Below are 21,672 nucleotides of genomic sequence, written 5' to 3'. Positions count from 1 at the left end.
GGGCTTCCGACAGCACTTCTCCCCGAGGGTGGTCATGAGCACGCAGCATCCGGTGAACGTCAATGGCATGGAGTGGGCGGCGCAGCGCGGCATGGGGACCCTCGCCGAGAAGATGGGGATGCAGTTCCTCGAGTTCACGGTTGAACGTTCCGTTGCAACCATGCCCGTTGAGGGCAACACGCAGCCAGTGGGCCTCATGCATGGCGGCGCATACGTCGTGTTGGGCGAGTCCCTGGGGTCGATGTCTGCGAATCTGTGGGCGGGCCCGGGCCGCCTCGCTGTCGGTGTCGATATCAACGCGACCCATACGCGATCCGCCCGCTCGGGTCTGGTGACAGGCGTGTGCACCCCCGTGCACCTCGGGCGAAGCATGACCGTTCACGAGATCGTCGTCTCCGACGACGAGGGGCGACGATGCTCCACCATCCGCATCACGAACCTCATCAAGGATGTTCCGCTCCCCGAGGAGCTCACACGCCCTGAAGGGTGAGCGAGCTTCGCGCGTGAACTGATGTCACGTGTGGGAGGAGCTACTGGCCGAGTGAAGCCGAGGCCTCAAGCCTTCTTCGGCGCCAGCTGTTCGATGATCGCCTTGGCGACGTCTTGCATCGTGAGCCGACGGTCCATCGATGCCTTCTGAATCCACCGGAACGCCTCAGGCTCGGAAAGGCCCATCTTCTCGTTGAGCAGGCCCTTGGCCCGATCCACGAGCTTGCGGGTCTCAAACCGCTCGACCATGTCGGCAACCTCGGCCTCGAGGGTGAGGATCTGCTCGTGGCGAGCGAGGGCGATCTCGATCGCGGGAAGAAGATCGTTCGGGGTGAAGGGCTTCACGACGTACGCGAGGGCACCGGCCTCGCTCGCGCGCTCAACGAGTTCCTTCTGGCTGAACGCCGTCAGCAGAACGACCGGAGCGATGTTGTTCTTGTTGAGCTTTTCGGCAGCGGAGATGCCATCGAGCTGGGGCATCTTGACGTCCATGATGACGAGGTCAGGACGCAGCTCCGTGGCCAACTGGACCGCGCTCTCGCCGTCTCCGGCTTCGCCGACGACATCGAACCCGTTGTCGCGAAGGATTTCGACGATGTCGAGTCGGATGAGGGACTCATCTTCGGCTACGACGACACGGCGGGGGGTGTTGGCGGCGGACGTAGCTGCCTGCTCTTGCTCTGTCACCTTTGAATCCTACGGTATGGTCAATGCGGACGTGCCCGGCCGGTGTGGCGGAATGGCAGACGCGACCGACTCAAAATCGGTTGCCCGAAAGGGCGTGTGGGTTCGACTCCCACCACCGGCACGTGAGAAGAGCCGCGACCCGTCAGGGTTGCGGCTCTTCTCACGTCTCGATGGTGTGGCTTGGGAAGAGCGCACGGTGGGTGGGCCCACGCGGCCGGAGGCTCCGCGCGCTGCAGAGCGGCGCGTGGAGTGGCCGTGGGGACGACTCCCACCACCGGCACGTGATGAAGGCCGCGACCCGTCGGGGTTGCGGCCTTCATCACGTCTCGATGGTGCCGCTCAGGCTCCGAAGAACTGGTTCCCGAGCGCCTTGCTCTTGAGAGCGTCGAACTCGCCCTGCGAGATGGTGCCGGCATCCAGCAGCGCCTTGGCGCGCTCGATCTCGGCAGTCGGGTTCGCGGCGGCCGTGGGGCGGTAGTCGTCGGTCTCGGGAACAACGCCGCGACGGATGCTTGCACGAGCTGCCATCCCGCGTCCTCGAGCGATCACATAGACCAGAGCCGTCAGGAAGGGCACGAGCACGAGGAAGATGATCCAGAGCGCCTTCCAGCCGCCTGCGAGCGTGTGGTCGCGAAAGAGATCGATGATGATCAGGGCGACGACGTAGATGTACGCGGCGATGTAGAACATCACGAGCGCGAACAAGAAAATGTCCCAGACGCCGAGCACGGCTACCTCCGAATGCGAAACGGTCGCGCGCAGCTTAGTGCCGAGCGCGACCGTTTCGTGTGAAGCGAGTGTCAGCCCGCGTTCTGGTAGGCGGGAGCCTTGCCGTGAACCGCATCGCCCACGTTGTGAATGCGGATGTCGTTGGTCGTGCCCTCGATTCCGGGAGGCGAACCCGAGATCACGACGACCTTGTCGCCGACCTGTGCCAGGTCGTTCGAGAGAAGGTAGTCATCGACCTGGAGGAACATCCGGTCGGTGTGCGATACGTGCTCGACAAGGGTCGACTGGATGCCCCACGTCACTGCCATCCGACGGCGGATCGCCGGGTCGGGTGCGAAAGCGAGCATGGGGATCTTCGGCCGCAGACGCGACAGACGGCGAGCCGAGTTCCCCGACTCCGTGAACACGCACAGGAACTTTGCCTCGACGAAGTCAGCGACCTCATTGGCCGCGAGCGTGATGATGCCGCCCTGTGTGCGTGGCTTCGTGTGGATCGGAGCGATGCGCTCGAGTCCGTGTTCTTCCGTTGACTCGATGATCCGGGCCATCGTCTGCACGACGACAACGGGGTACTCCCCCACACTCGTCTCGCCCGAGAGCATGACGGCGTCGGCACCATCCAGAACGGCGTTGGCGACGTCACTGGTCTCGGCGCGAGTGGGCACCGGGTTGTTGATCATCGACTCGAGCATCTGCGTGGCGACGATGACGGGCTTGGCCATCGCGCGGCACAGTTCGACCGCGCGCTTCTGCACGATCGGCACGGCTTCCAGCGGAAGCTCTACGCCGAGGTCGCCACGGGCGACCATGATGCCGTCGAACGCATCGATGATTTCCTCGAGGTTTTCAACGGCCTGCGGTTTCTCGATCTTGGCGATAACCGGAACCCGGCGGCCCTCCTCGGCCATGATCACGTGAACACGCTGCACGTCCTTGGCATCCCGGACGAACGACAGTGCGATCAGGTCGGCGCCGGTGCGCAGACCCCAGCGGAGGTCGGCCTCGTCCTTGTCGGAGAGGGCGGGCACGTTCACCGCGACGCCGGGAAGGTTGATGCCCTTGTTGTTGGACACCGGACCACCGACGATGACCTCCGTTGTGACGACGGTTCCGTCGGTCTCGACGACCTTGACACGAACCTTGCCGTCGTCGATGAGGAGGAAGTCGCCAGGCTTCACGTCGGCCGGCAGACCCTTGAACGTCGTCGAGACGATGTCCTTCGTGCCGAGAATGTCCTCAATGGTGATCTTGAAGATGTCTCCGGGCGCGAGCTCGTGAGGTCCGTTCTCGAACTTTCCGAGACGGATCTTGGGTCCCTGCAGATCCACGAGGACCGCGACGGCGCGCTGTGCGTCGTCTGCAGCCTTGCGGACATTGGCGAAATTGTTCTCGTGTACCGAGTAGTCGCCGTGGGAAAGGTTGAAGCGGGCAACGTCAACGCCGGCATCGATGATGGCGCGAACCATCTCGTATGTCGAGGTTGCCGGGCCCAAGGTTGCGACGATCTTCGCGCGTCTCATCCGAGTGTGCTCCGTTGTTTGCGTGGTGCAGGCAGAAGGCCTGCGGGTACAGGCAGGGGCCGGGCCCAGCCTACGCGTGCGCCACGCCGATGGCGACATCCGTGGGGTGAACAGGAGACGGAAGCTCCGTGTCACCCATCAGATACCGGTCCACCGCTGCAGCGGCCGCGCGTCCTTCGGCGATCGCCCAGACGATGAGGGACTGACCGCGGCCGGCGTCACCGGCAACGAACACCCCCGGATGCGTCGTCTGGTAATCGTCCTCACGGGCAACGTTGCCGCGATCGGTGAATCTGGTACCGAGCTGGTCCTCGAGGAGAAGTCGCTCGGGGCCGGTGAAGCCCATGGCGATGAGAACGAGGTCTGCCGGGATCTCGCGCTCCGTGCCGCTTTTCGGGACGCGCCGGCCATCCACGAACTCGGTCTCGGCGACACGAAGGTACTGAACTTCGCCGGCGTCGTTGCCCAGGAACTCGACGGTGGAGGCCAGATACATCCGCTCCCCGCCTTCCTCGTGAGCGGACTGCACCTCGAACAGGGTCGGGGCCATCGGCCAGGGCTGCGCGTCAGGGCGTGCCTCGGGAGGGCGACGTCCGATCGCGAGGTTCGTGACGCTCAGCGCGCCCTGGCGGTGGGCGGTTCCGATGCAGTCAGCACCGGTGTCGCCGCCACCGATCACGATGACGTGCTTGCCCTCGGCACTGATCTGATTGGCGACGGCATCCCCTGCGACAGCGTGGTTCGACTCGACGAGGTACTCCATCGCGAAGTGAACCCCGGCGAGGTCGCGTCCGGGGATGGGGAGGTCACGCGGAACTGTTGCCCCGGTCGCGACGACGACAGCGTCATACCGGGCGCGCAGGGCGTCCCAGGTGATGTCGGTACCGATATTGACGCCGGCGCGGAACCGGGTGCCCTCGTCCTGCATCTGACGAAGCCGGGACTCGAGGTGGCGCTTTTCCATCTTGAAGTCCGGGATGCCGTAACGCAGCAGACCGCCGATGCGGTCATCCCGCTCGTACACGGCCACGGTGTGACCGGCGCGCGTGAGTTGCTGTGCGGCTGCCAGACCTGCGGGGCCTGAACCGACCACAGCCACGGTCTTGCCGGTCAAGCGCCCCGGCGGCTTGGGGTCGACCCAGCCGTTCGCGAAGGCCTGATCGATGATCGAGACCTCCACCTGCTTGATCGTCACCGCCGGCTGGTTGATGCCCAGGACGCAGGCGCTCTCGCACGGTGCGGGACAGAGCCGACCCGTGAACTCCGGGAAGTTGTTCGTCGCATGCAGGCGATCGATCGCCGCGCGCCCCTCCCCGCGCCACGTGAGGTCGTTCCACTCGGGGATGAGGTTCCCCAGCGGGCATCCCTGGTGGCAGAACGGAATGCCGCAGTCCATGCAGCGTCCGGCCTGCCGGCGCAGCACAGCACTGTCACCGGGTTCGTAGACCTCTTTCCAGTCCATGATGCGAACAGGCACCGGACGACGGGCGGGAAGTTCCCGCTCCGTCACCTTCAGAAAGCCCTTGGGATCAGCCACCGGTCACCTCCAGGATGCGGGTCCAGACGACGTCGCCGTCGGGGTCGAGGCCTTCGTCCACGGCCTCCTGCCGCGTGCGCAGCACGGCGGCGTAGTCGCGAGGGACGACGCGGACGAAGTTGGCGACTTCCTCGTCGAAGCGTGCGAGGAAGTCCGCAGCAAGCGCGGAACCCGTCTGTTCCGCGTGCTGCGCGAGCAGGTCCCGCAGCATTTCGGCATCCCCGGAGCCCAGTGGTCCGAGTTCGAGCTCACCCGTGGCGAGCGCATCCCGGTTCACGAGGTCGGGGTCGAGCCGGTAGATGTACGCGGTTCCACCCGACATACCGGCACCCAGGTTCCTACCCGTCGGACCGAGGATGACGGCGAGCCCGCCGGTCATGTACTCGAGCGCGTGGTCGCCGACGCCTTCGACGACAGCGGTGGCCCCGGAGTTGCGCACGAAGAAGCGCTCGCCCACGATGCCGCGCAGGAAGAGCGTTCCCTGCGTGGCGCCGTAACCGATCACGTTGCCGGCGATGACGCTCTGCGACGCGTCGAAGGCTGCATTCTGGGGAGGCCGGATGACGATCTGACCGCCCGAGAGTCCCTTACCGACGTAGTCGTTCGAGTCTCCCGTCAGTCGCAGGGTGATTCCCGCGGGCATGAAGGCACCGAAGGACTGCCCGGCCGACCCGGTGAGGTTGATCGTGATGGATCCGGCCGGCAGACCGTTCTGGCCCTGAGCCTTCGTGACGTGGTGCCCGAGCAAGGTGCCGACCGCGCGGGCGGTGTTGCGCACCGGCAGGTCGATCGTGATCTGACCGCCATGGGCGATGACATCCTGGGCTCGCTCGATGATCGGGACGTCGAAGTGCTCGTCGATCTCGTGGTTCTGCGCACGCAGGTTGCGACGCGGCTCGTCCTCGGCGAACGCAGGACCCTCCAGCACGGGGGTCAGGTCCATCCCGCTCGCCTTCCAGTGCTCAATGGCACGGTTGGTGTCGAGCAGTTCGTGGTGACCGATCGCCTCGTCCAGGGAGCGGAACCCGAGTTCTGCGAGGTACTCCCGTACTTCCTGGGCGATGAACTCCATGAAGGTTTCGACGAATTCCGGCTTGCCGGTGAACCGCGACCGCAGCACGGGGTTCTGCGTGGCGACACCGACGGGGCAGGTGTCGAGATGGCAGACGCGCATCATGATGCATCCGGAGACGACCAGCGGAGCGGTGGCGAAACCGAACTCCTCGGCACCCAGCAGCGCGCCGATGATGACGTCGCGACCGGTCTTGATCTGGCCATCGACCTGTACGACCACACGGTCCCGCATGCCGTTGAGCATCAGGGTCTGCTGGGTCTCGGCGAGGCCCAACTCCCACGGCGTTCCCGCGTGCTTGAGCGAGTTGAGCGGGCTCGCGCCCGTCCCGCCGTCGTGGCCCGAGACGAGGATGACGTCGGCCAGGGCCTTCGCCGTACCCGCTGCTACCGCGCCGATTCCCGACTGGCTGACCAGCTTGACGTGGATGCGGGCGTGGGGGTTGGCGCGCTTGAGATCGAAGATCAGCTGCTTGAGGTCCTCGATGGAGTAGATGTCGTGGTGCGGCGGCGGCGAGATCAGGCCGACACCCGCGGTGGCGTGCCGAGTGCGCGCGACCCACGGATAGACCTTGGTCGGTGGCAGCTGCCCGCCCTCACCGGGCTTGGCGCCCTGCGCGAGCTTGATCTGGATGTCTTCTGCTTCGGTGAGGTACAGGCTCGTCACGCCGAATCGGCCCGAGGCAACCTGCTTGATCGCGCTACGACGTTCCGGATCGAGCAGACGGTCGACATCCTCGCCGCCCTCGCCGGTGTTGGACTTGCCACCGATCCGGTTCATCGCGATAGCGAGGGTCTCGTGGGCTTCCTTCGAGATGGAGCCATAGCTCATGGCGCCCGTTGAGAACCGCTTCACGATCGCCGACACCGGCTCGACCTCGTCGATCGGCACGGGGCGGCGCACGCCGGTGCGCAGACGGAAGAGTCCGCGGAGGGTCTTCAGCTCGCTGGCTTGGTCGTCGACGAGCTTCGTGTACTCGCGGAACACGTCGTACCGACGCGTGCGTGTCGAGTGCTGCAGGCGGAAGACCGTCTCAGGGTTGAACAGGTGCGGCGAGCCGTCTCGGCGCCACTGATACTCACCGCCGGTCCACAGGCGCTCGTGTGCGCGTTCTGCTTCGTCCTCGGGGTAGGCGTAGGCGTGCCGGGCACGGTTCTCGGCGGCGATGACGTCGAGCCCGACGCCGCCGAGCTTGGTCTCCGTACCGGTGAAGTAGGCGTCCACGAACTCCTGCGACAGGCCGACGGCTTCGAACACCTGGGCGCCCGCGTACGAGGACACGGTCGAGATGCCCATCTTCGACATGATCTTCAGAACGCCCTTGCCGAGCGCATAGATGAGGTTCTTGACGGCCTTCTCAGGCGTCACACCGGTGATGTAACCGGCGCGCACCAGGTACTCGACGGTTTCCATGGCAAGGTACGGGTTCACAGCTGAGGCCCCGTAACCGAGCAATGTCGCGACGTGGTGCACTTCGCGCACGTCGCCAGCCTCGACGACCAGCCCAACCTTCATTCGGGTCTCGCGCCGGATCAGGTGGTGATGGATGGCAGCGACCATCAGCAGCGAGGGAATCGGCGCGAGGTCCTTGTTGGAGTCTCGATCGCTGAGAACGATGTACTCGGCGCCGTCTTCGATTGCCTGATCGACTTCGCTGCACATCTGGGCGATGCGCTTCTGCATCCCCTTGTGTCCCGCCTCGACGCGGTACAGGCCGCGGATCGTGACCGAGGAACGTCCGGGAACGGCGGTGTCGATGTGCTGGATCTTCGCGAGCTCGTCGTTGTCGATGACCGGGAAGTCCAGCGTCACGGTGCGCGTGTGGCTCGGACCCCAGTCCAAGAGGTTCCGCTCGGGACCGATGCCGAGCGACAGCGAGGTCACGACCTCTTCCCGGATCGAGTCGAGCGGCGGGTTGGTCACCTGAGCGAACTGCTGCGTGAAGTAGTCGAACAGCAAACGTGGGCGATCGCTCAGGACCGCAACGGGAGTGTCGCTACCCATGGCGCCGAGCGGCTCCGCGCCCTTCTGCCCCATCGGGGTCAACAGGATGCGGACTTCCTCTTCGGTGTAGCCGAAGGTGCGCTGACGGCGGGTGATCGACGCGATCGGATGCACGATGTGCTCACGCTCAGGCAGCTCGGACAGACGCACGCGGCCGGCATCCAGCCACTCCTGCCAGGGCTGCATCGTTGCGAGATCGCGCTTGATCTCGTCATCCTCGATGATCCGGCGCTGCGCCGTGTCGACGAGGAACATGCGACCGGGACGCAGGCGTCCGCGGCGCTTGATGCGCTCGGGCTCGAAATCGAGCACACCGGTCTCGCTGCCGATGACGACGAGGCCGTCGGTGGTCTCGGTCCAGCGGCCCGGGCGCAGGCCGTTGCGGTCCAGTGTCGCGCCGACCAGCGTGCCATCCGTGAAGATCAGGGCAGCCGGGCCATCCCACGGCTCCATCTGGATCGCGTGATAGTCGTAGAACGCGCGCAGATCAGGGTCGAGTCCGACCTGCTTCTCGTAGGCCTCGGGCACCATCATCATGATGGCGTGGGGCAGGCTCCGGCCGGTGAGCGTGAGCAACTCGAGCACTTCGTCGAAGGAGGCCGAGTCGCTGGCGCCGTCGGTGCAGATCGGGAGCAGCGGACGGATGTCGCCGATCAGCTCGGACTCGAGCTGGGACTGGCGTGCGCGCATCCAGTTGCGGTTGCCGTTGACGGTGTTGATCTCGCCGTTGTGTGCGAGCATGCGCAGCGGCTGCGCCAGTCGCCAGGAGGGGAAGGTGTTCGTCGAGTACCGCGAGTGAACCACGGCGAGCTCGGATGCAAAGCGCTCGTCCTGCAGATCGGGGTAGAACGGCTCGAGCTGCAGCGTCGTCACCATGCCCTTGTAACCCAGGGTGCGCGCCGAGAGCGAGACGAAATACGCGCCGAGCTCGGTGCGGCTGCGCTTGCGGAGGCGGTAGGTGCGGCGATCCAGCGCGATTCCCGACAGAGCGTGAGCGTCGCCGACGGCGGGGCGCGAGACGAACAACTGCTCGAAGGCTGGGCGAGCTTCGAACGCGAGCTTGCCGAGGTGCTCATCTTCGGTGGGGACCTCGCGCCACCCGAGGACCTCAAGGTTCTCGCTCGCAGCGATCCGCTCGATGCCGGCCTTCTGTTCGGTCCGAGCTTCGTGATCCAGCGGCAGGAAAACCATGCCGGCCGCATACTCCCCCACCGGCGGAAGGTCGAAGTCGACGACCGCGCGCAGGAACGCATCCGGCATCTGGGTAAGGATGCCGGCGCCGTCGCCAGTACCGGCATCCGAACCGATGGCACCCCGGTGCTCGAGGTTGCGCAGGGCAGTCAGAGCCAGGTCGATGATGTCGTGCCCGGGCTCGCCGCGCAGGGTTGCGACCATGGCCAGGCCACAGGCGTCCCGTTCGAAGTCAGGGTTGTACATCCCCTGCTTGGCGGGGAAGCCGGCTTCGCCGGTGGCGATGCGACGGGGGCTCGATGCCATTGCTACCGTCCTCACGTTGATGCTCAAGATGGGACGACGTCGGCCCGGCTGTGTGTGGTGTACGCGGTGATCGGGGTACTACTCCGGTGATCAGATCACTGCGGCCGAGGGGTGCTTGTGGCGCTGCCGGCGGTGACTTCGGGGGCCGGTGGTTCGCTGACGTCGACGAAGTCGGGAGTGTCCTGTGATTGTACAGTGCCTTTCGCGGCGCGTTCGCGACCGGGAACGTACGGTGACGGCTCGCGCCCCGGGTGGCGGCGCTTCTGCACGATCATGATCGCGAGGCCGACGACGACGCCGAAGATCGCAGCCCACACGTTGGTGCGGATGCCGAGGAAGATCTCGCTCGGATCGATCCGGATGGACTCCCAGACGATGCGCCCAGCGCTATACCAGATGAGGTAGAGACCGAACAGGCGACCCCACTGCAGCGCGAAACGACGGCCCGCCCACAGCAGCACAGCGGCGCCGAGGAGATTCCAGATCATCTCGTACAGGAACGTGGGATGGAAGAGAGTGCCCGGGGCGAGGCCCGGAGGGAACGCGGCGTTGGTGGACTCGATCTCCAGGCCCCACGGCAGGTCGGTGGGAAGGCCGAACAGCTCATGGTTGAACCAGTTTCCGAGCCGACCCATGGCCTGAGCGATGATCAGACCTGGCGCCAATGCGTCGGCGAATGACCAGAATCGGATGCCGGTCCAGCGGCAGCCGAGCCACGCCCCGACTGCCCCACCGATGAGCGCGCCGTAGATCGCGATTCCGCCTTCCCAGATCCGGAAGACAGCCCAGAAGTCGGCTCCTTCGCCGAAGTAGAAACCGGGATGGGTGAGGACGTGATAGATCCGTGCGACGATGATCGCGAGGGGAACCGCCAGCAGGGCGATGTCGATGACGATCCAGTTCTCGGCACCGCGCTTGGTCAGGCGGTAGTTCGTGAGCAGGACCGCGACGATGATGCCGGCGATGATGCACAACGCGTAGAAGTGGATGCGCAGCGGGCCGAGGTCGATGTAGCTGACACTCGGGCTCGGGATGCTCGTCAGGACGTTCTGGAAAGCGCTGATCATGTCGATCGTCCTCGGTTGGTCGGGCGCCGACCGGTGGGCCGACGACGTGAGTCTAGTTCGAGTGGGACGCGCTCACTCGCGAACGGTGCCTGCGACAAGCTCGCGCGCTGCCGCCGCGAGGCCGTCGAGGCCCCCGTCGCGCAGGGCGCGCACAAGCGCTGTGCCGACGATCGCGCCGTCGGCGTACTCGAGCACGCTCCGCACGTGGTCGGCGTTGGAGACGCCGATTCCCACGCACGCGCGCTCGGCGCCATGCTCGCGGAGGCGGCCGACGAGGGCGCGGGCGGCGGCATCCAGTTGTGCCCGCTCCCCCGTGATTCCCATTGTCGAGACCGTGTAGACGAAGCCGGTGGTCTCGCGCACGATCATCTCGAGCCGGGCATCCGTTGAACTCGGGGCGGCAAGGAAAACGCGGTCGAGCCCGGTGCGGGTGCTCTCGGCGAGCCAGTCGGCTGCCGCATCGGGAGTGATGTCGGGCGTGATCAGTCCGGCCCCGCCAGCGGCGCGGAGGTCGTCGGCGTAGCGGGAGACCCCGTACTGGACTACCGGATTCCAGTACGTCATGACCAGGACGGGGATGTCGGTGCGGGCGGTGACCTCGCGAACCGCGGTGAAGGTGTCACGCATCCGGAAGCCCGCTTCCAGCGCGGCGTTGGTGGCTTCCTGGATGACGGGGCCGTCCATAACGGGGTCCGAGTAGGGCGGGCCGAGTTCCAGGATGTCGACGCCGGCTTCGGCGAGCGTGACTGCCGCCTCGATGCTGGTATCGAGGTCGGGATAGCCGATGGGGAGGTAGCCGATGAGGGCGCCGCGACCTGCGTCGCGAGCGGCGTCGATCGCGTCGGCGACGGCGCTCACAGCTGGGCCCCCTCGTCGTACAGCTCGAACCAGCGGGCCGCAGTGTCCATGTCTTTGTCGCCGCGACCTGACAGCGAGATGGCCAGAACGGCATCGGGTCCGAGCTCGCGTCCGATGCGCAAGGCCCCAGCCAGCGCGTGCGCCGATTCGATAGCCGGGATGATGCCCTCCGTGCGCGAGAGCAGGCGCAGAGCTTCCATCGCTTCGGTGTCGGTGGCAGGAATGTAGTGCGCGCGACCGATGTCGGAAAGCCACGCGTGTTCGGGTCCGACTCCGGGATAGTCCAGGCCCGCAGAAATGGAGTGCGACTCGACGGTCTGGCCGTCTTCGTCCTGCAGAACGTAGGTCTTGGCGCCGTGCAAGATGCCCGGCGTGCCCCGCTCGATTGATGCCGCGTGTCGAGGCGTGTCGACACCATCGCCGGCCGCCTCTACGCCGTAGAGGGCGACACCCTCGTCGTCGAGGAAGGCGTCGAACATGCCGATCGCGTTCGATCCCCCGCCGACGCAGGCGAAGACAGCATCGGGAAGCCGTCCGATCTCATCCAGGAGCTGAGCGCGCGCCTCTTCGCCGATCACCTTCTGGAAATCACGGACCATCGCGGGGAACGGATGCGGGCCGGCAGCTGTTCCGAAGATGTAATTGGTGTTCTCGACGCTGGCGACCCAGTCGCGATACGCCTCGTTGATGGCGTCCTTGAGTGTCCTCGACCCCGTCGTGACCGGGATGACTTCGGCGCCGAGCAGGCGCATACGGGCGACGTTCAGCGCCTGGCGCTGCGTATCGACTTCGCCCATGTAGATCGTGCATTCGAAACCGAACAGCGCGGCGGCCGTGGCAGTTGCCACCCCGTGCTGGCCCGCCCCGGTTTCAGCGATGACGCGCGTCTTGCCCAGGCGCTGCGTGAGCAGAGCCTGTCCGAGCACGTTGTTGATCTTGTGGGATCCCGTGTGGTTCAGGTCCTCACGCTTGAGAAAGACGCGGCCGGCCCCCGTGTGCTCGGCAAACCGGGGCACCTCGGTGAGCGCCGAGGGCCTGCCAGCGTACGAGTTCAGCAGTCGGACGAACTCCGCCTGGAACGCCGGATCGATGCGAGCTGCTTCGTACTCGGCAGTGAGTTCGTCGATGGCGGCGATGAGCGACTCGGGCATGAAACGTCCGCCGAAATCGCCGAAGAAGGGACCGCGCTGTTCGCGCAGGCTCGTGGTCATGATCCTGCCTCCAGGAACGTTGTGAGGGTCGCGACGGGGTCGCCGGTCACCAGTGCCTCGCCGATGAGGACGACATCCGCGCCGGCAGCCCGGTAGTGCGCGACATCGGCCGGCGCCAGCACCGCAGACTCGGCGACGGCGATGGCGTTTGCGGGAATCGAGTCGCGCAAGCGCCCGAACAGGTCCCGGTCGAGTTCAAAGGTGGAGAGGTCCCGTGCGTTGACACCGACCAGGCGTGCACCGATGTCGGCAGCACGGTGAAGCTCCTCGAGTGAGTGTGTCTCGACAAGGGCCGTCATCCCGAGCTGTTCGATCAGATGGAACAGCCGCTCGAGCACCGGCTGGTCGAGGGCCGCGACGATGAGCAGAACGATATCGGCGCCCGCGGCGCGGGCTTCGAAGACCTGGTACTCGGTGGAGACGAAGTCTTTCCGCAGCACGGGCAGAGATACTGAAGCGCGGACTGAGTCGAGATCGGCGAGACTCCCCTTGAACCGACGTTGCTCGGTCAGCACCGAGATGGCAGACGCTCCGCCGCGCTCGTACAGCGACGCGAGGTGAGCCGGGTCGGGAATCTCAGCGAGATCCCCGCGCGAGGGGCTCGCGCGCTTCACCTCGGCGATGATGCGCACACGCTCGGCGGGCGCAAGGTACGCCAGCGCCGGGAGTGCAGCGGGGCGAGCGAGCGCGGCGCGTTCGACATCCGCGAGCGGTCGCACGGCTTCGCGCGTCCGGGCGTCCTCGAGAGCGCCGGCCGTAAGGTCGGCGAGCATGCTCAATGCTCTTTCGCGGTGTACCTGGAGCCGCCCACGCCGTAGCCGGCCTTTGCCATGACCCAGCCGGCCAGAGCGCCCACCACAACAAGGCCGACAGAGGCCCACACCAGCCAGACGATCTCGAGGAAGAACGCCACTGTGCCCAGGGCGATGGCAGCGAGCATGATGACGACAGCCGTCCAGGCCGCCGGCGAGTGTCCGTGGCCGGGGTCGCCGATGGGGTTGCTCATGGATATCCTCCGGTAGTGCGCGGGCTGTGGTCAGTCTAGCGGTCAGGTCGTGGGGTCCCCGCCACGGGAGAGGTCATCCCACGAGTCAATGGCATCGAGCGGTTCGCCGCTCCGACGTCGCCCGACACGCTCTGACTGGTACCGCTTTCCGCCCTCGGGCCACCGGCGCGCGGTCGCGAGAACCCAGATCCCCGCGGCAGCCATGAGGACGGCAGCGGCGAGGGTGACGGCGGGCCAAGGCGTCACGGTGATCCCTGCCACAAGCTCCGCGATCGCGCTATCACCGCGGATGCCGGTCACGGCCGCCACCTCGGAAGCGACGGCGCTTACCGGTGCGTCGAAGGCGATCGGCGCCGTCAGGACGGCTAGTGCGATCCCGAGTGCGGCTCCGATGACGCCGAATACGGGACGCAGGATCCGGCCGACGATGGAGAGAGCGGCGCTGAGGGCGAGCGCAGTCAGGCTCAGCGGTGCGAGGAGCACCACGGCAGAGGCGCCGGCTATCGCGAGCGGCTCCGCGGCTCCGTCAGTCAAGGACACGAGCAGCCATGTCTGGGTCGAAGAGATGAGGCCCGTCGCCCCCGCGATGAGCAGGCCGACAACGCCGATGAGCCGAGCCCGCGCGATCATGCGTCCCCGTGGGTGACGGCAGGCTTCAGGTCGGTCGTGTCGAAGCAGCTCCGCGTGCCGGTGTGGCAGGCCGCACCGATCTGTTCGACCTCGATCAGCAGCGCGTCGCCATCGCAGTCGAGTTTGGCGCCGCGCACATACTGCACGTGCCCGGATGTGTCGCCCTTACGCCAATACTCCTGGCGTGAGCGAGACCAGAAGGTCACGCGTCCGGTCGTGAGCGTACGCCGGAGTGCTTCGGCATCCATCCAGCCGAGCATGAGCACCTCTCCGGTGTCCCACTGCTGGATGATCGCCGGCGCAAGACCGTCGCCGTTGAAGGCGACTGCCGCGATGCGTTCCTCGAGCTCGGTCACGCTCGCACCTCCACGTTCTCGGCTGCCAGCGCCGACTTCACGTCCCCGACGGTGAGCTGACCGGTGTGGAAAACACTGGCGGCCAACACCGCGTCAGCCCCGGCGTGCACGGCGGGTGCGAAATGCTCGACCGATCCCGCGCCGCCGGAGGCGATCACCGGTACCGACGAGATCTCGCGCATCAGCGAGACAAGCTCGAGATCGAAACCCTCCCGTGTGCCATCAGCGTCAATCGAGTTGACCAGCAGCTCGCCTGCCCCGCGCTCGATGGCCTCGCGAGCCCACGCAAGTGCATCCAGAGTCGTCTCGGTTCGGCCACCGTGGGTCGTGACGACGAACCCGGAGTCGACGGTGTCTGAGCGCTTCACATCGAGGGAGAGCACGAGGACCTGGGCACCGAAGCGGTCGGCGATCTCGTCCACGAGTCCGGGTCGGGCGATCGCTGCGGAGTTCACTCCTACTTTGTCGGCGCCGACTCCGAGCAGGCGAGCGACGTCGTCTGCCGAACGCACCCCTCCCCCGACGGTGAGCGGAATGAAGACCTCTTCTGCGGTGCGCTGGACGACGTCGTACGTCGTTGCGCGCTCGTCGACGGTCGCCGTGACATCGAGGAACGTGATCTCATCAGCGCCCTGGCGAAAGTACGCAGCTGCCAGCTCGACAGGGTCGCCCATGTCGCGAAGATTCAGGAAGTTGACGCCCTTCACCACGCGCCCGGCGGCGACGTCGAGGCACGGGATGACGCGCGTCGCGACAGCCATCTAGAGCCTCGCCGCGTGAATCTCGGTCACCAGGATGGCGCGAGCACCGATGCCGTACAGCGCGTCCATCACCTGATTGACGCCCTTGCGGGGGCTCATGACGCGCACTGCCACCCACGACGGGTCGCGCAGTGGCGAGATCGTCGGCGACTCGATGCCGGGCGCAATCTCGACTGCCCGGTCGACGAGGTCTGCTGGCAGGTCGTAGTCGATGAGAACGTACCGGCGGGCAACCATCACTCCGCGCAGCCGCCGCAGGAGCGTTTCGGTCCCCTCGACCTCGCGCGGCCCTCCGATGAGGACGGCTTCTGACTCCAGGAGCACGGGGCCGAAGATCTCGAGCCCCGCCTGCTTGAGGGTCGTGCCTGTCGAGACGACATCGGCTACCGCATCCGCCACGCCCAACCGCACCGCCGACTCGACCGCACCGTCCAGCGGAACGAGGTCGACCGCGATCCCCCGGTCGTCGAGGAACGAGTCCACGAGACCGGGGTAGGCGGTGGCGACGCGCATTCCCTCAAGGTCAGCGAGGTCGGTGAAGCGCCCGGGAGGTCCCGCGAAGCGGAAGGTCGAGTCTGCGAATCCGAGGGATTCGATCTCGCGCGCAGGCATCCGCGCATCCAGGAGGAGGTCACGGCCGGTGATGCCGACATCCAGGGCGCCGGAGCCCACATACGTCGCGATGTCGCGCGGACGCAGGTAGAAGAACTCGACCTCGTTCGCGGGATCTATGACGTGGAGGTCCTTCGGGTCACGCCTGCCGGTATATCCAGCTTCGGTGAGCATTGCGGCGGACGTCTCAGCCAGCGAACCCTTGTTGGGCACGGCGATTCGGAGCATGGGGGTCTTTCGGGTCGAAGCGGGAGAGGCGACGGGTTCAGAGATGTCGGTACACGTCCTCGAGCGAAAGCCCCTTCGCCAGCATCAACACCTGCAGGTGATACAGCAATTGCGAGATCTCTTCGGCCGCGGCCTCATCCGACTCGTACTCGGCGGCCATCCACACCTCGGCGGCCTCTTCGACGATCTTCTTGCCGATCGTGTGGATGCCTGCATCGAGCTCGGCAACGGTCCCCGATCCCTCGGGACGGGTCTGCGCCTTCACCGTCAACTCGGCGAACAGCTCCTCGAACGACTTCACTATGCCAGGGTAGCGAACCGCGGGGGTAGCCCGGTCAGTGCCGATGAGCGTGCGCGCCGCGAGAACGCAGCCCTGCGATTGCAGCATCCGGGTCCCCGGCCCCGAACACGGCTGATCCGGCGACGAACGTATCGGCACCTGCTGCTGCGGCCTGCTCGATCGTTGACGGCGAGATGCCGCCGTCGACCTGCAGCCAGACCGCAGAGCCGCGCCGGTGGCATTCGTCGGCGAGCAGGCGGAGCTTCGGCATCATGTCGGCCATGAAGGACTGCCCCCCAAACCCCGGCTCGACCGTCATCACGAGGATCTGATCGAACTCGTCGAGAACATCGAAGAGCGGCTCGACCGGTGTAGCAGGTTTGAGTGCGATTCCGGCTCGTGCGCCGAGAGACCGCAACCTCCGGGCCAGGGCTACCGGCTCTGTCGTGGCCTCCGTGTGGAAGGTCACGGATGCCGCGCCGATCTCGGCGTATCCCGGCGCCCAGCGGTCGACGTCGTCGATCATCAGGTGAACATCCAGCGGTACGGGAGATGTCGCCTGGATCCTCTCAACCATCTGCGGACCGAACGTGAGGTTTGGAACGAAATGGTTGTCCATGACGTCGACGTGGACGAAGTCGGCGGCGGCGATGCGCTGCAGTTCCGCCTGCATGTTGACGAAGTCGGCGGCAAGGATGCTGGGATTGATGCGCACCGCAGGGTGATGCGTCGCGGTGTCGGGGAAACTCACCCGTCCATTATGGGCGAGAGCGTCTGTCAGCTTCGCCGCCGCAGGAGTGTGATCGACATTGCGTCGGTGCCGTGCCGGTGGGGCCACAACTGCGCACGCCCGCCGCCGCCCGTCGGGCTCGCCAGGTCCAGCGCGCTCCGCGACACCCGATGCAGCACGTCCCGAGCGTCCAGCTCGTCCAGCTCGTCTCGGTGCTGGTCTCGCACCGCCGCCACCACATCGCGGGTCTCGACGAGGTGCGGCGAGCACGTCACGTAAGCGACGACACCGCCCGGCCTGAGCCCGGTCACCGCGGCAGAGAGCAGTTCGCGCTGCAGATCTGCCAGCGGTGCGACATCCTGCGGCGACTTGCGCCAGCGCGACTCTGGTCGGCGGCGCAGGGCACCGAGGCCCGTGCAGGGCGCGTCGACCAAGATCCGGTCGTACGCGTTAGCGCCAACCCTTTCCCTGCCGTCTTCCTCAGAGACGACGACCTCGAACGGGATCGGCTCGAGGGATCGGCGAACCAACCCGGCGCGCGTGGACGAGACCTCGTTCGCCTCAAGGTCGACCGGGATCCCGGCCTCCCGCGCCTGCAGCACGCGGGCAGCCAGCAGCGCGGTCTTTCCGCCCGGGCCTGCGCACAGGTCGAGCCAGCGCTCGCCGGGCCGCACCGGGTCAACCTCCGACAGGGCGAGGGCTGCGAGCTGGGATCCTTCGTCCTGGACGCGCAGCGCGCCATTCGAGGCAGCCACAAGCCTGCCGGGATCCCCCGCCGGTGCTCGGAACCCATAGGGCGAGAAGGATGTCGGCTCCGACTCCTCGGGAGCTGTGGCAAGTCCCGGGAGAGCCGCCATTGTGACGCGGGGTGGGTCGTTGTCGGCAGCGAGAAGCTCGAGGAGTTCGCTGGCGCGCCCCTCGTCGTCGAGAGCGCGCCGCAGGGCCCGGATGACCCATACCGGGTGTGAGGTGCGCACCGAGAGGCGTTCCTCGTCGGAGCGTGCAGCGTCTTCGGCGCGGGAGATCCAGGTCTCCGCATCCGCTTCACCGACTTTGCGCAGCACAGCGTTGACGAAACCGACAGCACGCTCCCCCGCGCTCGAACGCGTGAGACTCACCGACTCGTTGACCGCCGCGTGCGGTGGGACCCTCGTGGCCAAGAGTTGATGCACCCCGAGCCGCAGGATGTCGAGGACGGGCGGGTCGAGGCTCTCGGCCGGCCGGTTCGCAGCTACAGCGATGACGGCATCCCAGGTGCCCTGTTGCCGCAGGGTTCCATACGTCAGCTCCGTCGCGAGCGCTGCGTCCGCCGGACTCAGCCGTGCACGGGCGATTGCTGTCGGCAGCACGAGGTTCGCGTATGCGTCGGCGTCGTGGACGGCACGCAGCGTGTCGAAGGCCACCTGTCGGGCCGACGGTGCGCCGCTCATGCCGTGGCTCCGTTATCCCCGGGCATCTGAGCGTCAGCATCGAACTGCAGTTCACTCAGCCGTGTGCCGCGCCACCAATCTGCGGCATCCATCGCAGGCTTCCCCGCTGGCTGGACACGCACCAGCACGATTGGATCACCGGCGGTTCCGACGATCACTTGGTTCGAGTGACCGGTCGCCAGTCCGGGCCGTAACCGTGGCGCATCGAAGGATGCCGGGACAGCGGCGAGGATCTTCAGCCGCGCGTCCTGCGCGGTCGCGAAGGCACCGGGCTCGGGGGTCACGCCGAGGATCCGTGACATGATCTGCTCCCGACTTTGCTGCCAGTCGACACGACCGTCCTCGATCGAGAGCTTCGGCGCATAGCTCGGGTCGCCCTCTTGAGGGCGGGCTCGCGCAGTGCCGTCTGCGATCTGGCCGACGACCGTGGTCAAGAGGTCTGCTCCGGCATCCGCGAGGGTCGCGAGCAGCTCCCCCGCCGTCGCCTCAATCGGGCGCGGAAAGCGCACCTCGCCGAAGATGTCTCCCTCGTCAAGGCCTGCCGTCAGCTGGAAGACGTCGGCGCCCACCTCGGGGTCTCCCGCGATGATGGCGTGCTGCACGGGAGCAGCCCCCCGCCACCGGGGCAGGGCTGAAAAGTGGAGGTTGATCCAGCCGTGCCGAGGCGTCGAGAGCAGGGGCTCGCGGACCAGGCCGCCGTAGGCGACGATCACGCCCAGGTCGGCGTGAGCAGCGCGTACCGCCTCGAGTGCTACATCGTCGAGACGTGCGGTGCGATGCATCGACAGGCCGAGCGTGTCAGCGGCGGTAGCCACCGGCGAAGGCGTCACGACGCGGCGGCGACCGATCTGCGCGTCAGGCCGCGTGATCACGAGAGGCACCTCGTGACCGGCGTCGACGAGGGCGCGTAGCGACAGTACGGCCGGCTCGGGCGTTCCGGCGAACACGATTCTCATGGCTGTCTCTTCCGGCTCATGGCTGTGTCTCCAGATTCAGGTCGGGCAGGTCGAGACGGATGCGTAGCGTCGCGCGTGCTCCGCCGCGACTGCGTGAGCGGCGTCCCCGCAGCGCCGCGGCAACGAGCGCCGCCCGAAGGGAACGTGCGAGGTCAGGTCCGTCGTGATAGTCGCAGCGCACGAGCGCGCGCACGTCGTCATCGTGCGAGCCGGTGGTGGGCAGCGGCACGGGCCCGAGCACGTCGTCGGCCCGCAGCCGTGGCACATCCGACCGCACGGCGGCCAGCGCGGTCTCCACTGCCGGTCGAGGTCCTTCGAGCGAGGCAACACGAACCGCGGGAGGCATGCGAAGCTCTGCGCGTTCGGCGAGTTCAGCGCGTGCGAAGGCAGGCTGGGACCAGGTAGCCAGTGCTCGGCCGAGGGTCCCGGCGACTCCGACCAGATGCACCGGCGCACCCGGTGCAGCCAGGGCCGCCGCGTTGGACCACCAGCGCAGACAGTGCTCGGCGATCCGCAGATCATCTGCGAGCAGCATCCGTTCGCCGTCCAAGAGCAGCACCGCGCGGAATCCGCGGGCGGCCCGAGGCTCCGCGCCCCGCGTCGCGATGACGAGCGCCGGTGTGTCTGGCACCTCGAGAACGGGATGATCGGCATCCGAGACGATGACTCGGATGCCGGGAAACGCGCGTCCGAGTTCTTCGGCGGTGCGGCGGCTCCCGGAGCCGATGAGTCGAAAACGTGCTCCGCCGCAGGAGACGCACGTCCAGCCTTCTGCGCGGCGTCCGCAGGCTGAGCAGGTCGGTGTCGCCCCCCGCGCTCCGGCATGGAGCGGTCCGCCGCAGGAACGACAACGCGCGGGATGCCGACAGTCGGCACAGGTGAGCACTGGCGCGTACCCGGGTCGAGCGACCTGCACCAGAACCGGCCCGTTCCGCACCGCTTCGCGTGCGGCCGCAAAGGCCGCAGAGGGAATCCGCGCGGCCCCGGTCTCCCCCTCTCGCAGCGGCGTGAGCACGACGCGCGGCGCTGCGGGACGGGCTGCGCGCAGCTCCTCCACCCAGCCGATGTCGACAAGACGTTGGACGTCGGTGGTGCGGGTGAACCCGGCGAAGACGAGCGCGAACTGTTCCTGCTCCTGCCGGACCAGCGCCGCGTCGCGCGCGTGGACGCCCGGTGACAGCGGCTCACGCAGGAGCGGGTCGCCATCGTCCCAGATTGCGACGAGTCCGAGCGCGTGGACGGGCGCGTACACGGCCGATCGGTTGCCGATCACGATCGAGGGCGTGGGCTCGAGCACCCGCAGATACGCGCCGTAGCGGGCAGGGGCGCTCTGAGCGGCATCCGTCCGGATGAGTGCCTCGCCGAGTCCGTGCGCGATCAGGCCCTGCTCGAGTTGGTCGAGGTCTCGGTGGTCGGGCACGACGAGGATGCTGCTGCGTCCTGCCACGAGCAGCCTCGCGGCCGCGGCAGCGAGGATTCCCACCCACCCCGGTGCGGGCGAACCGGGCGTTACCGGCGCCGTCGGCGCCGTCAGGGCGATGCGCGCGCCCCGGGTGAGCGAATCAGCCGCGCCGGGGAAGCTTGCGAGGGCAGTTGCCGCCCATTCTGCAGTGGATGCCGACACCTCGGGGACGCCCGCTCGTTCGGCGTTCTGCCATGAACGCTCGGCTCGCACCATCCGTCGCGGTACGACCAGGCGCAGGATGTCGGATGCCGACCCTGCCGACCGGTCGGCGACCTTTCGTGCGAGGTCGTAGAGCCGCCGTGGCAGCACGGGTACCGAAGAGATGACGGACTCGACCTCCGACAGGGGGCGGTCAGCGGACGGTTCGTCGTCCAGCTCCACGATGAAGCCGTCCACGATCCGGCCGGCCGCACGAAGCGGCACGCGTACGCGGACGCCCTCGTGAGCCTCAGGTGCCAGCTCGTCGGGAATCTCGTAGTCGAAGAGCCGATCCAGTTGGGGCAGCGGGGAATCCAGGAGCACTCGCGCGATGCGCCGAGCGGTCATG

20 protein-coding genes and 1 tRNA gene are annotated in these 21,672 nt (G+C 67.0%); 2 read left to right on the top strand and 19 right to left on the bottom strand.

What is annotated here, in order from left to right; translation table 11 throughout:
* Positions 1-34: 34 nt before the first annotated feature.
* Positions 35-490, top strand: coding sequence for a hotdog fold thioesterase (locus tag AB0O89_RS00220; RefSeq protein ID WP_292710446.1), 456 nt, complete (start codon positions 35-37; stop codon positions 488-490).
* 65 nt (positions 491-555) lie between these two features.
* Here the strand turns inward: AB0O89_RS00220 and AB0O89_RS00215 are convergent, their stop codons facing one another.
* Positions 556-1,176, bottom strand: a complete 621-nt coding sequence (locus AB0O89_RS00215) for a response regulator (protein WP_300590605.1) — start codon at positions 1,174-1,176, stop codon at positions 556-558.
* A 38-nt stretch (positions 1,177-1,214) separates the two neighbouring features.
* Here AB0O89_RS00215 and AB0O89_RS00210 point away from each other — a divergent pair.
* A tRNA-Leu gene (locus AB0O89_RS00210) sits at positions 1,215-1,297 on the top strand.
* 218 nt (positions 1,298-1,515) lie between these two features.
* On the opposite strand, the gene AB0O89_RS00205 is transcribed toward AB0O89_RS00210, so the two are convergent.
* The 18 genes from AB0O89_RS00205 to AB0O89_RS00120 form a co-directional block, all read right to left on the bottom strand.
* Positions 1,516-1,905: an SHOCT domain-containing protein gene (locus tag AB0O89_RS00205; protein WP_363493182.1), complete on the bottom strand. Its 390-nt coding sequence runs from the start codon at positions 1,903-1,905 to the stop codon at positions 1,516-1,518.
* 71 nt (positions 1,906-1,976) lie between these two features.
* On the bottom strand, positions 1,977-3,425 hold the full coding sequence (pyk, locus tag AB0O89_RS00200; RefSeq protein ID WP_363493180.1) for a pyruvate kinase: 1,449 nt from the start codon (positions 3,423-3,425) through the stop codon (positions 1,977-1,979).
* 70 nt (positions 3,426-3,495) lie between these two features.
* The gene (locus AB0O89_RS00195) at positions 3,496-4,962 is read right to left on the bottom strand and encodes a glutamate synthase subunit beta (RefSeq protein ID WP_292710437.1); all 1,467 of its coding nucleotides are present in this window, start codon (positions 4,960-4,962) and stop codon (positions 3,496-3,498) included.
* The gene (gltB, locus tag AB0O89_RS00190) at positions 4,955-9,535 is read right to left on the bottom strand and encodes a glutamate synthase large subunit (protein WP_363493178.1); all 4,581 of its coding nucleotides are present in this window, start codon (positions 9,533-9,535) and stop codon (positions 4,955-4,957) included. The genes AB0O89_RS00195 and gltB overlap by 8 nt, the downstream gene beginning before the upstream one ends.
* Before the next feature lie 95 nt (positions 9,536-9,630).
* Complete coding sequence (lgt, locus tag AB0O89_RS00185; protein WP_363493176.1) at positions 9,631-10,602, bottom strand: prolipoprotein diacylglyceryl transferase; 972 nt, start codon at positions 10,600-10,602, stop codon at positions 9,631-9,633.
* Positions 10,603-10,674: 72 nt separating this feature from the next.
* Positions 10,675-11,460, bottom strand: a complete 786-nt coding sequence (trpA, locus tag AB0O89_RS00180; protein ID WP_363493174.1) for a tryptophan synthase subunit alpha — start codon at positions 11,458-11,460, stop codon at positions 10,675-10,677.
* Positions 11,457-12,671 (bottom strand): tryptophan synthase subunit beta, encoded by a 1,215-nt coding sequence (gene trpB / locus AB0O89_RS00175; RefSeq protein ID WP_363493172.1) that lies wholly within the window; start codon positions 12,669-12,671, stop codon positions 11,457-11,459. The genes trpA and trpB overlap by 4 nt, the downstream gene beginning before the upstream one ends.
* Positions 12,668-13,444: an indole-3-glycerol phosphate synthase TrpC gene (gene trpC, locus AB0O89_RS00170; RefSeq protein WP_363493170.1), complete on the bottom strand. Its 777-nt coding sequence runs from the start codon at positions 13,442-13,444 to the stop codon at positions 12,668-12,670. The genes trpB and trpC overlap by 4 nt, the downstream gene beginning before the upstream one ends.
* A gap of 2 nt (positions 13,445-13,446) precedes the next feature.
* Positions 13,447-13,677, bottom strand: coding sequence for a DUF6704 family protein (locus tag AB0O89_RS00165; protein WP_363493168.1), 231 nt, complete (start codon positions 13,675-13,677; stop codon positions 13,447-13,449).
* Positions 13,678-13,719: 42 nt separating this feature from the next.
* Positions 13,720-14,307 carry a Trp biosynthesis-associated membrane protein gene (locus AB0O89_RS00160; protein WP_363493166.1) on the bottom strand — a complete coding sequence of 196 codons (588 nt, stop codon included), beginning with the start codon at positions 14,305-14,307 and terminating at the stop codon, positions 13,720-13,722.
* A complete protein-coding gene (hisI, locus tag AB0O89_RS00155; RefSeq protein WP_363493164.1) occupies positions 14,304-14,663 on the bottom strand; it encodes a phosphoribosyl-AMP cyclohydrolase in 360 nt (119 codons plus the stop codon). Before hisI ends, AB0O89_RS00160 begins: the two co-directional genes overlap by 4 nt.
* The gene (gene hisF / locus AB0O89_RS00150) at positions 14,660-15,424 is read right to left on the bottom strand and encodes an imidazole glycerol phosphate synthase subunit HisF (protein ID WP_363493162.1); all 765 of its coding nucleotides are present in this window, start codon (positions 15,422-15,424) and stop codon (positions 14,660-14,662) included. The genes hisI and hisF overlap by 4 nt, the downstream gene beginning before the upstream one ends.
* A complete protein-coding gene (hisG, locus tag AB0O89_RS00145; RefSeq protein ID WP_363493160.1) occupies positions 15,425-16,264 on the bottom strand; it encodes an ATP phosphoribosyltransferase in 840 nt (279 codons plus the stop codon). It abuts the gene before it with no gap.
* Positions 16,265-16,301: 37 nt separating this feature from the next.
* Positions 16,302-16,565 carry a phosphoribosyl-ATP diphosphatase gene (locus AB0O89_RS00140; RefSeq protein ID WP_363493158.1) on the bottom strand — a complete coding sequence of 88 codons (264 nt, stop codon included), beginning with the start codon at positions 16,563-16,565 and terminating at the stop codon, positions 16,302-16,304.
* 34 nt (positions 16,566-16,599) lie between these two features.
* The gene (rpe, locus tag AB0O89_RS00135) at positions 16,600-17,295 is read right to left on the bottom strand and encodes a ribulose-phosphate 3-epimerase (protein WP_363493156.1); all 696 of its coding nucleotides are present in this window, start codon (positions 17,293-17,295) and stop codon (positions 16,600-16,602) included.
* Between the two features lie 26 nt (positions 17,296-17,321).
* Positions 17,322-18,704 carry a transcription antitermination factor NusB gene (locus AB0O89_RS00130; RefSeq protein WP_363493154.1) on the bottom strand — a complete coding sequence of 461 codons (1,383 nt, stop codon included), beginning with the start codon at positions 18,702-18,704 and terminating at the stop codon, positions 17,322-17,324.
* On the bottom strand, positions 18,701-19,660 hold the full coding sequence (gene fmt, locus AB0O89_RS00125; RefSeq protein ID WP_363493152.1) for a methionyl-tRNA formyltransferase: 960 nt from the start codon (positions 19,658-19,660) through the stop codon (positions 18,701-18,703). Before fmt ends, AB0O89_RS00130 begins: the two co-directional genes overlap by 4 nt.
* A gap of 16 nt (positions 19,661-19,676) precedes the next feature.
* Positions 19,677-21,671, bottom strand: a complete 1,995-nt coding sequence (locus AB0O89_RS00120) for a primosomal protein N' (RefSeq protein ID WP_363493150.1) — start codon at positions 21,669-21,671, stop codon at positions 19,677-19,679.
* Position 21,672 lies beyond the last annotated feature (1 nt).

The organism is Microbacterium sp. NPDC076895 (assembly GCF_040687115.1).
Classification (GTDB): Bacteria; Actinomycetota; Actinomycetes; order Actinomycetales; family Microbacteriaceae; genus Microbacterium.
This window is presented reverse-complemented; position numbering and strand designations above follow the sequence as displayed.

What these genes read in the sequence shown, in the direction of transcription:
- pyk (WP_363493180.1), bottom strand. Translation starts at nt 3,425, where the DNA reads ATGAGACGCGCGAAGATCGTCGCAACCTTGGGCCCGGCAACCTCGACA.
- lgt (WP_363493176.1), bottom strand. Translation starts at nt 10,602, where the DNA reads ATGATCAGCGCTTTCCAGAACGTCCTGACGAGCATCCCGAGCCCGAGT.
- fmt (WP_363493152.1), bottom strand. Translation starts at nt 19,660, where the DNA reads ATGAGAATCGTGTTCGCCGGAACGCCCGAGCCGGCCGTACTGTCGCTA.
- AB0O89_RS00220 (WP_292710446.1), top strand. Translation starts at nt 35, where the DNA reads ATGAGCACGCAGCATCCGGTGAACGTCAATGGCATGGAGTGGGCGGCG.
- AB0O89_RS00130 (WP_363493154.1), bottom strand. Translation starts at nt 18,704, where the DNA reads ATGAGCGGCGCACCGTCGGCCCGACAGGTGGCCTTCGACACGCTGCGT.
- AB0O89_RS00165 (WP_363493168.1), bottom strand. Translation starts at nt 13,677, where the DNA reads ATGAGCAACCCCATCGGCGACCCCGGCCACGGACACTCGCCGGCGGCC.
- trpB (WP_363493172.1), bottom strand. Translation starts at nt 12,671, where the DNA reads ATGACCACGAGCCTGCGCGAACAGCGCGGTCCCTTCTTCGGCGATTTC.
- hisF (WP_363493162.1), bottom strand. Translation starts at nt 15,424, where the DNA reads ATGGCTGTCGCGACGCGCGTCATCCCGTGCCTCGACGTCGCCGCCGGG.
- AB0O89_RS00120 (WP_363493150.1), bottom strand. Translation starts at nt 21,671, where the DNA reads ATGACCGCTCGGCGCATCGCGCGAGTGCTCCTGGATTCCCCGCTGCCC.
- trpC (WP_363493170.1), bottom strand. Translation starts at nt 13,444, where the DNA reads ATGCTCGCCGACCTTACGGCCGGCGCTCTCGAGGACGCCCGGACGCGC.
- gltB (WP_363493178.1), bottom strand. Translation starts at nt 9,535, where the DNA reads ATGGCATCGAGCCCCCGTCGCATCGCCACCGGCGAAGCCGGCTTCCCC.
- AB0O89_RS00160 (WP_363493166.1), bottom strand. Translation starts at nt 14,307, where the DNA reads ATGATCGCGCGGGCTCGGCTCATCGGCGTTGTCGGCCTGCTCATCGCG.
- hisG (WP_363493160.1), bottom strand. Translation starts at nt 16,264, where the DNA reads ATGCTCCGAATCGCCGTGCCCAACAAGGGTTCGCTGGCTGAGACGTCC.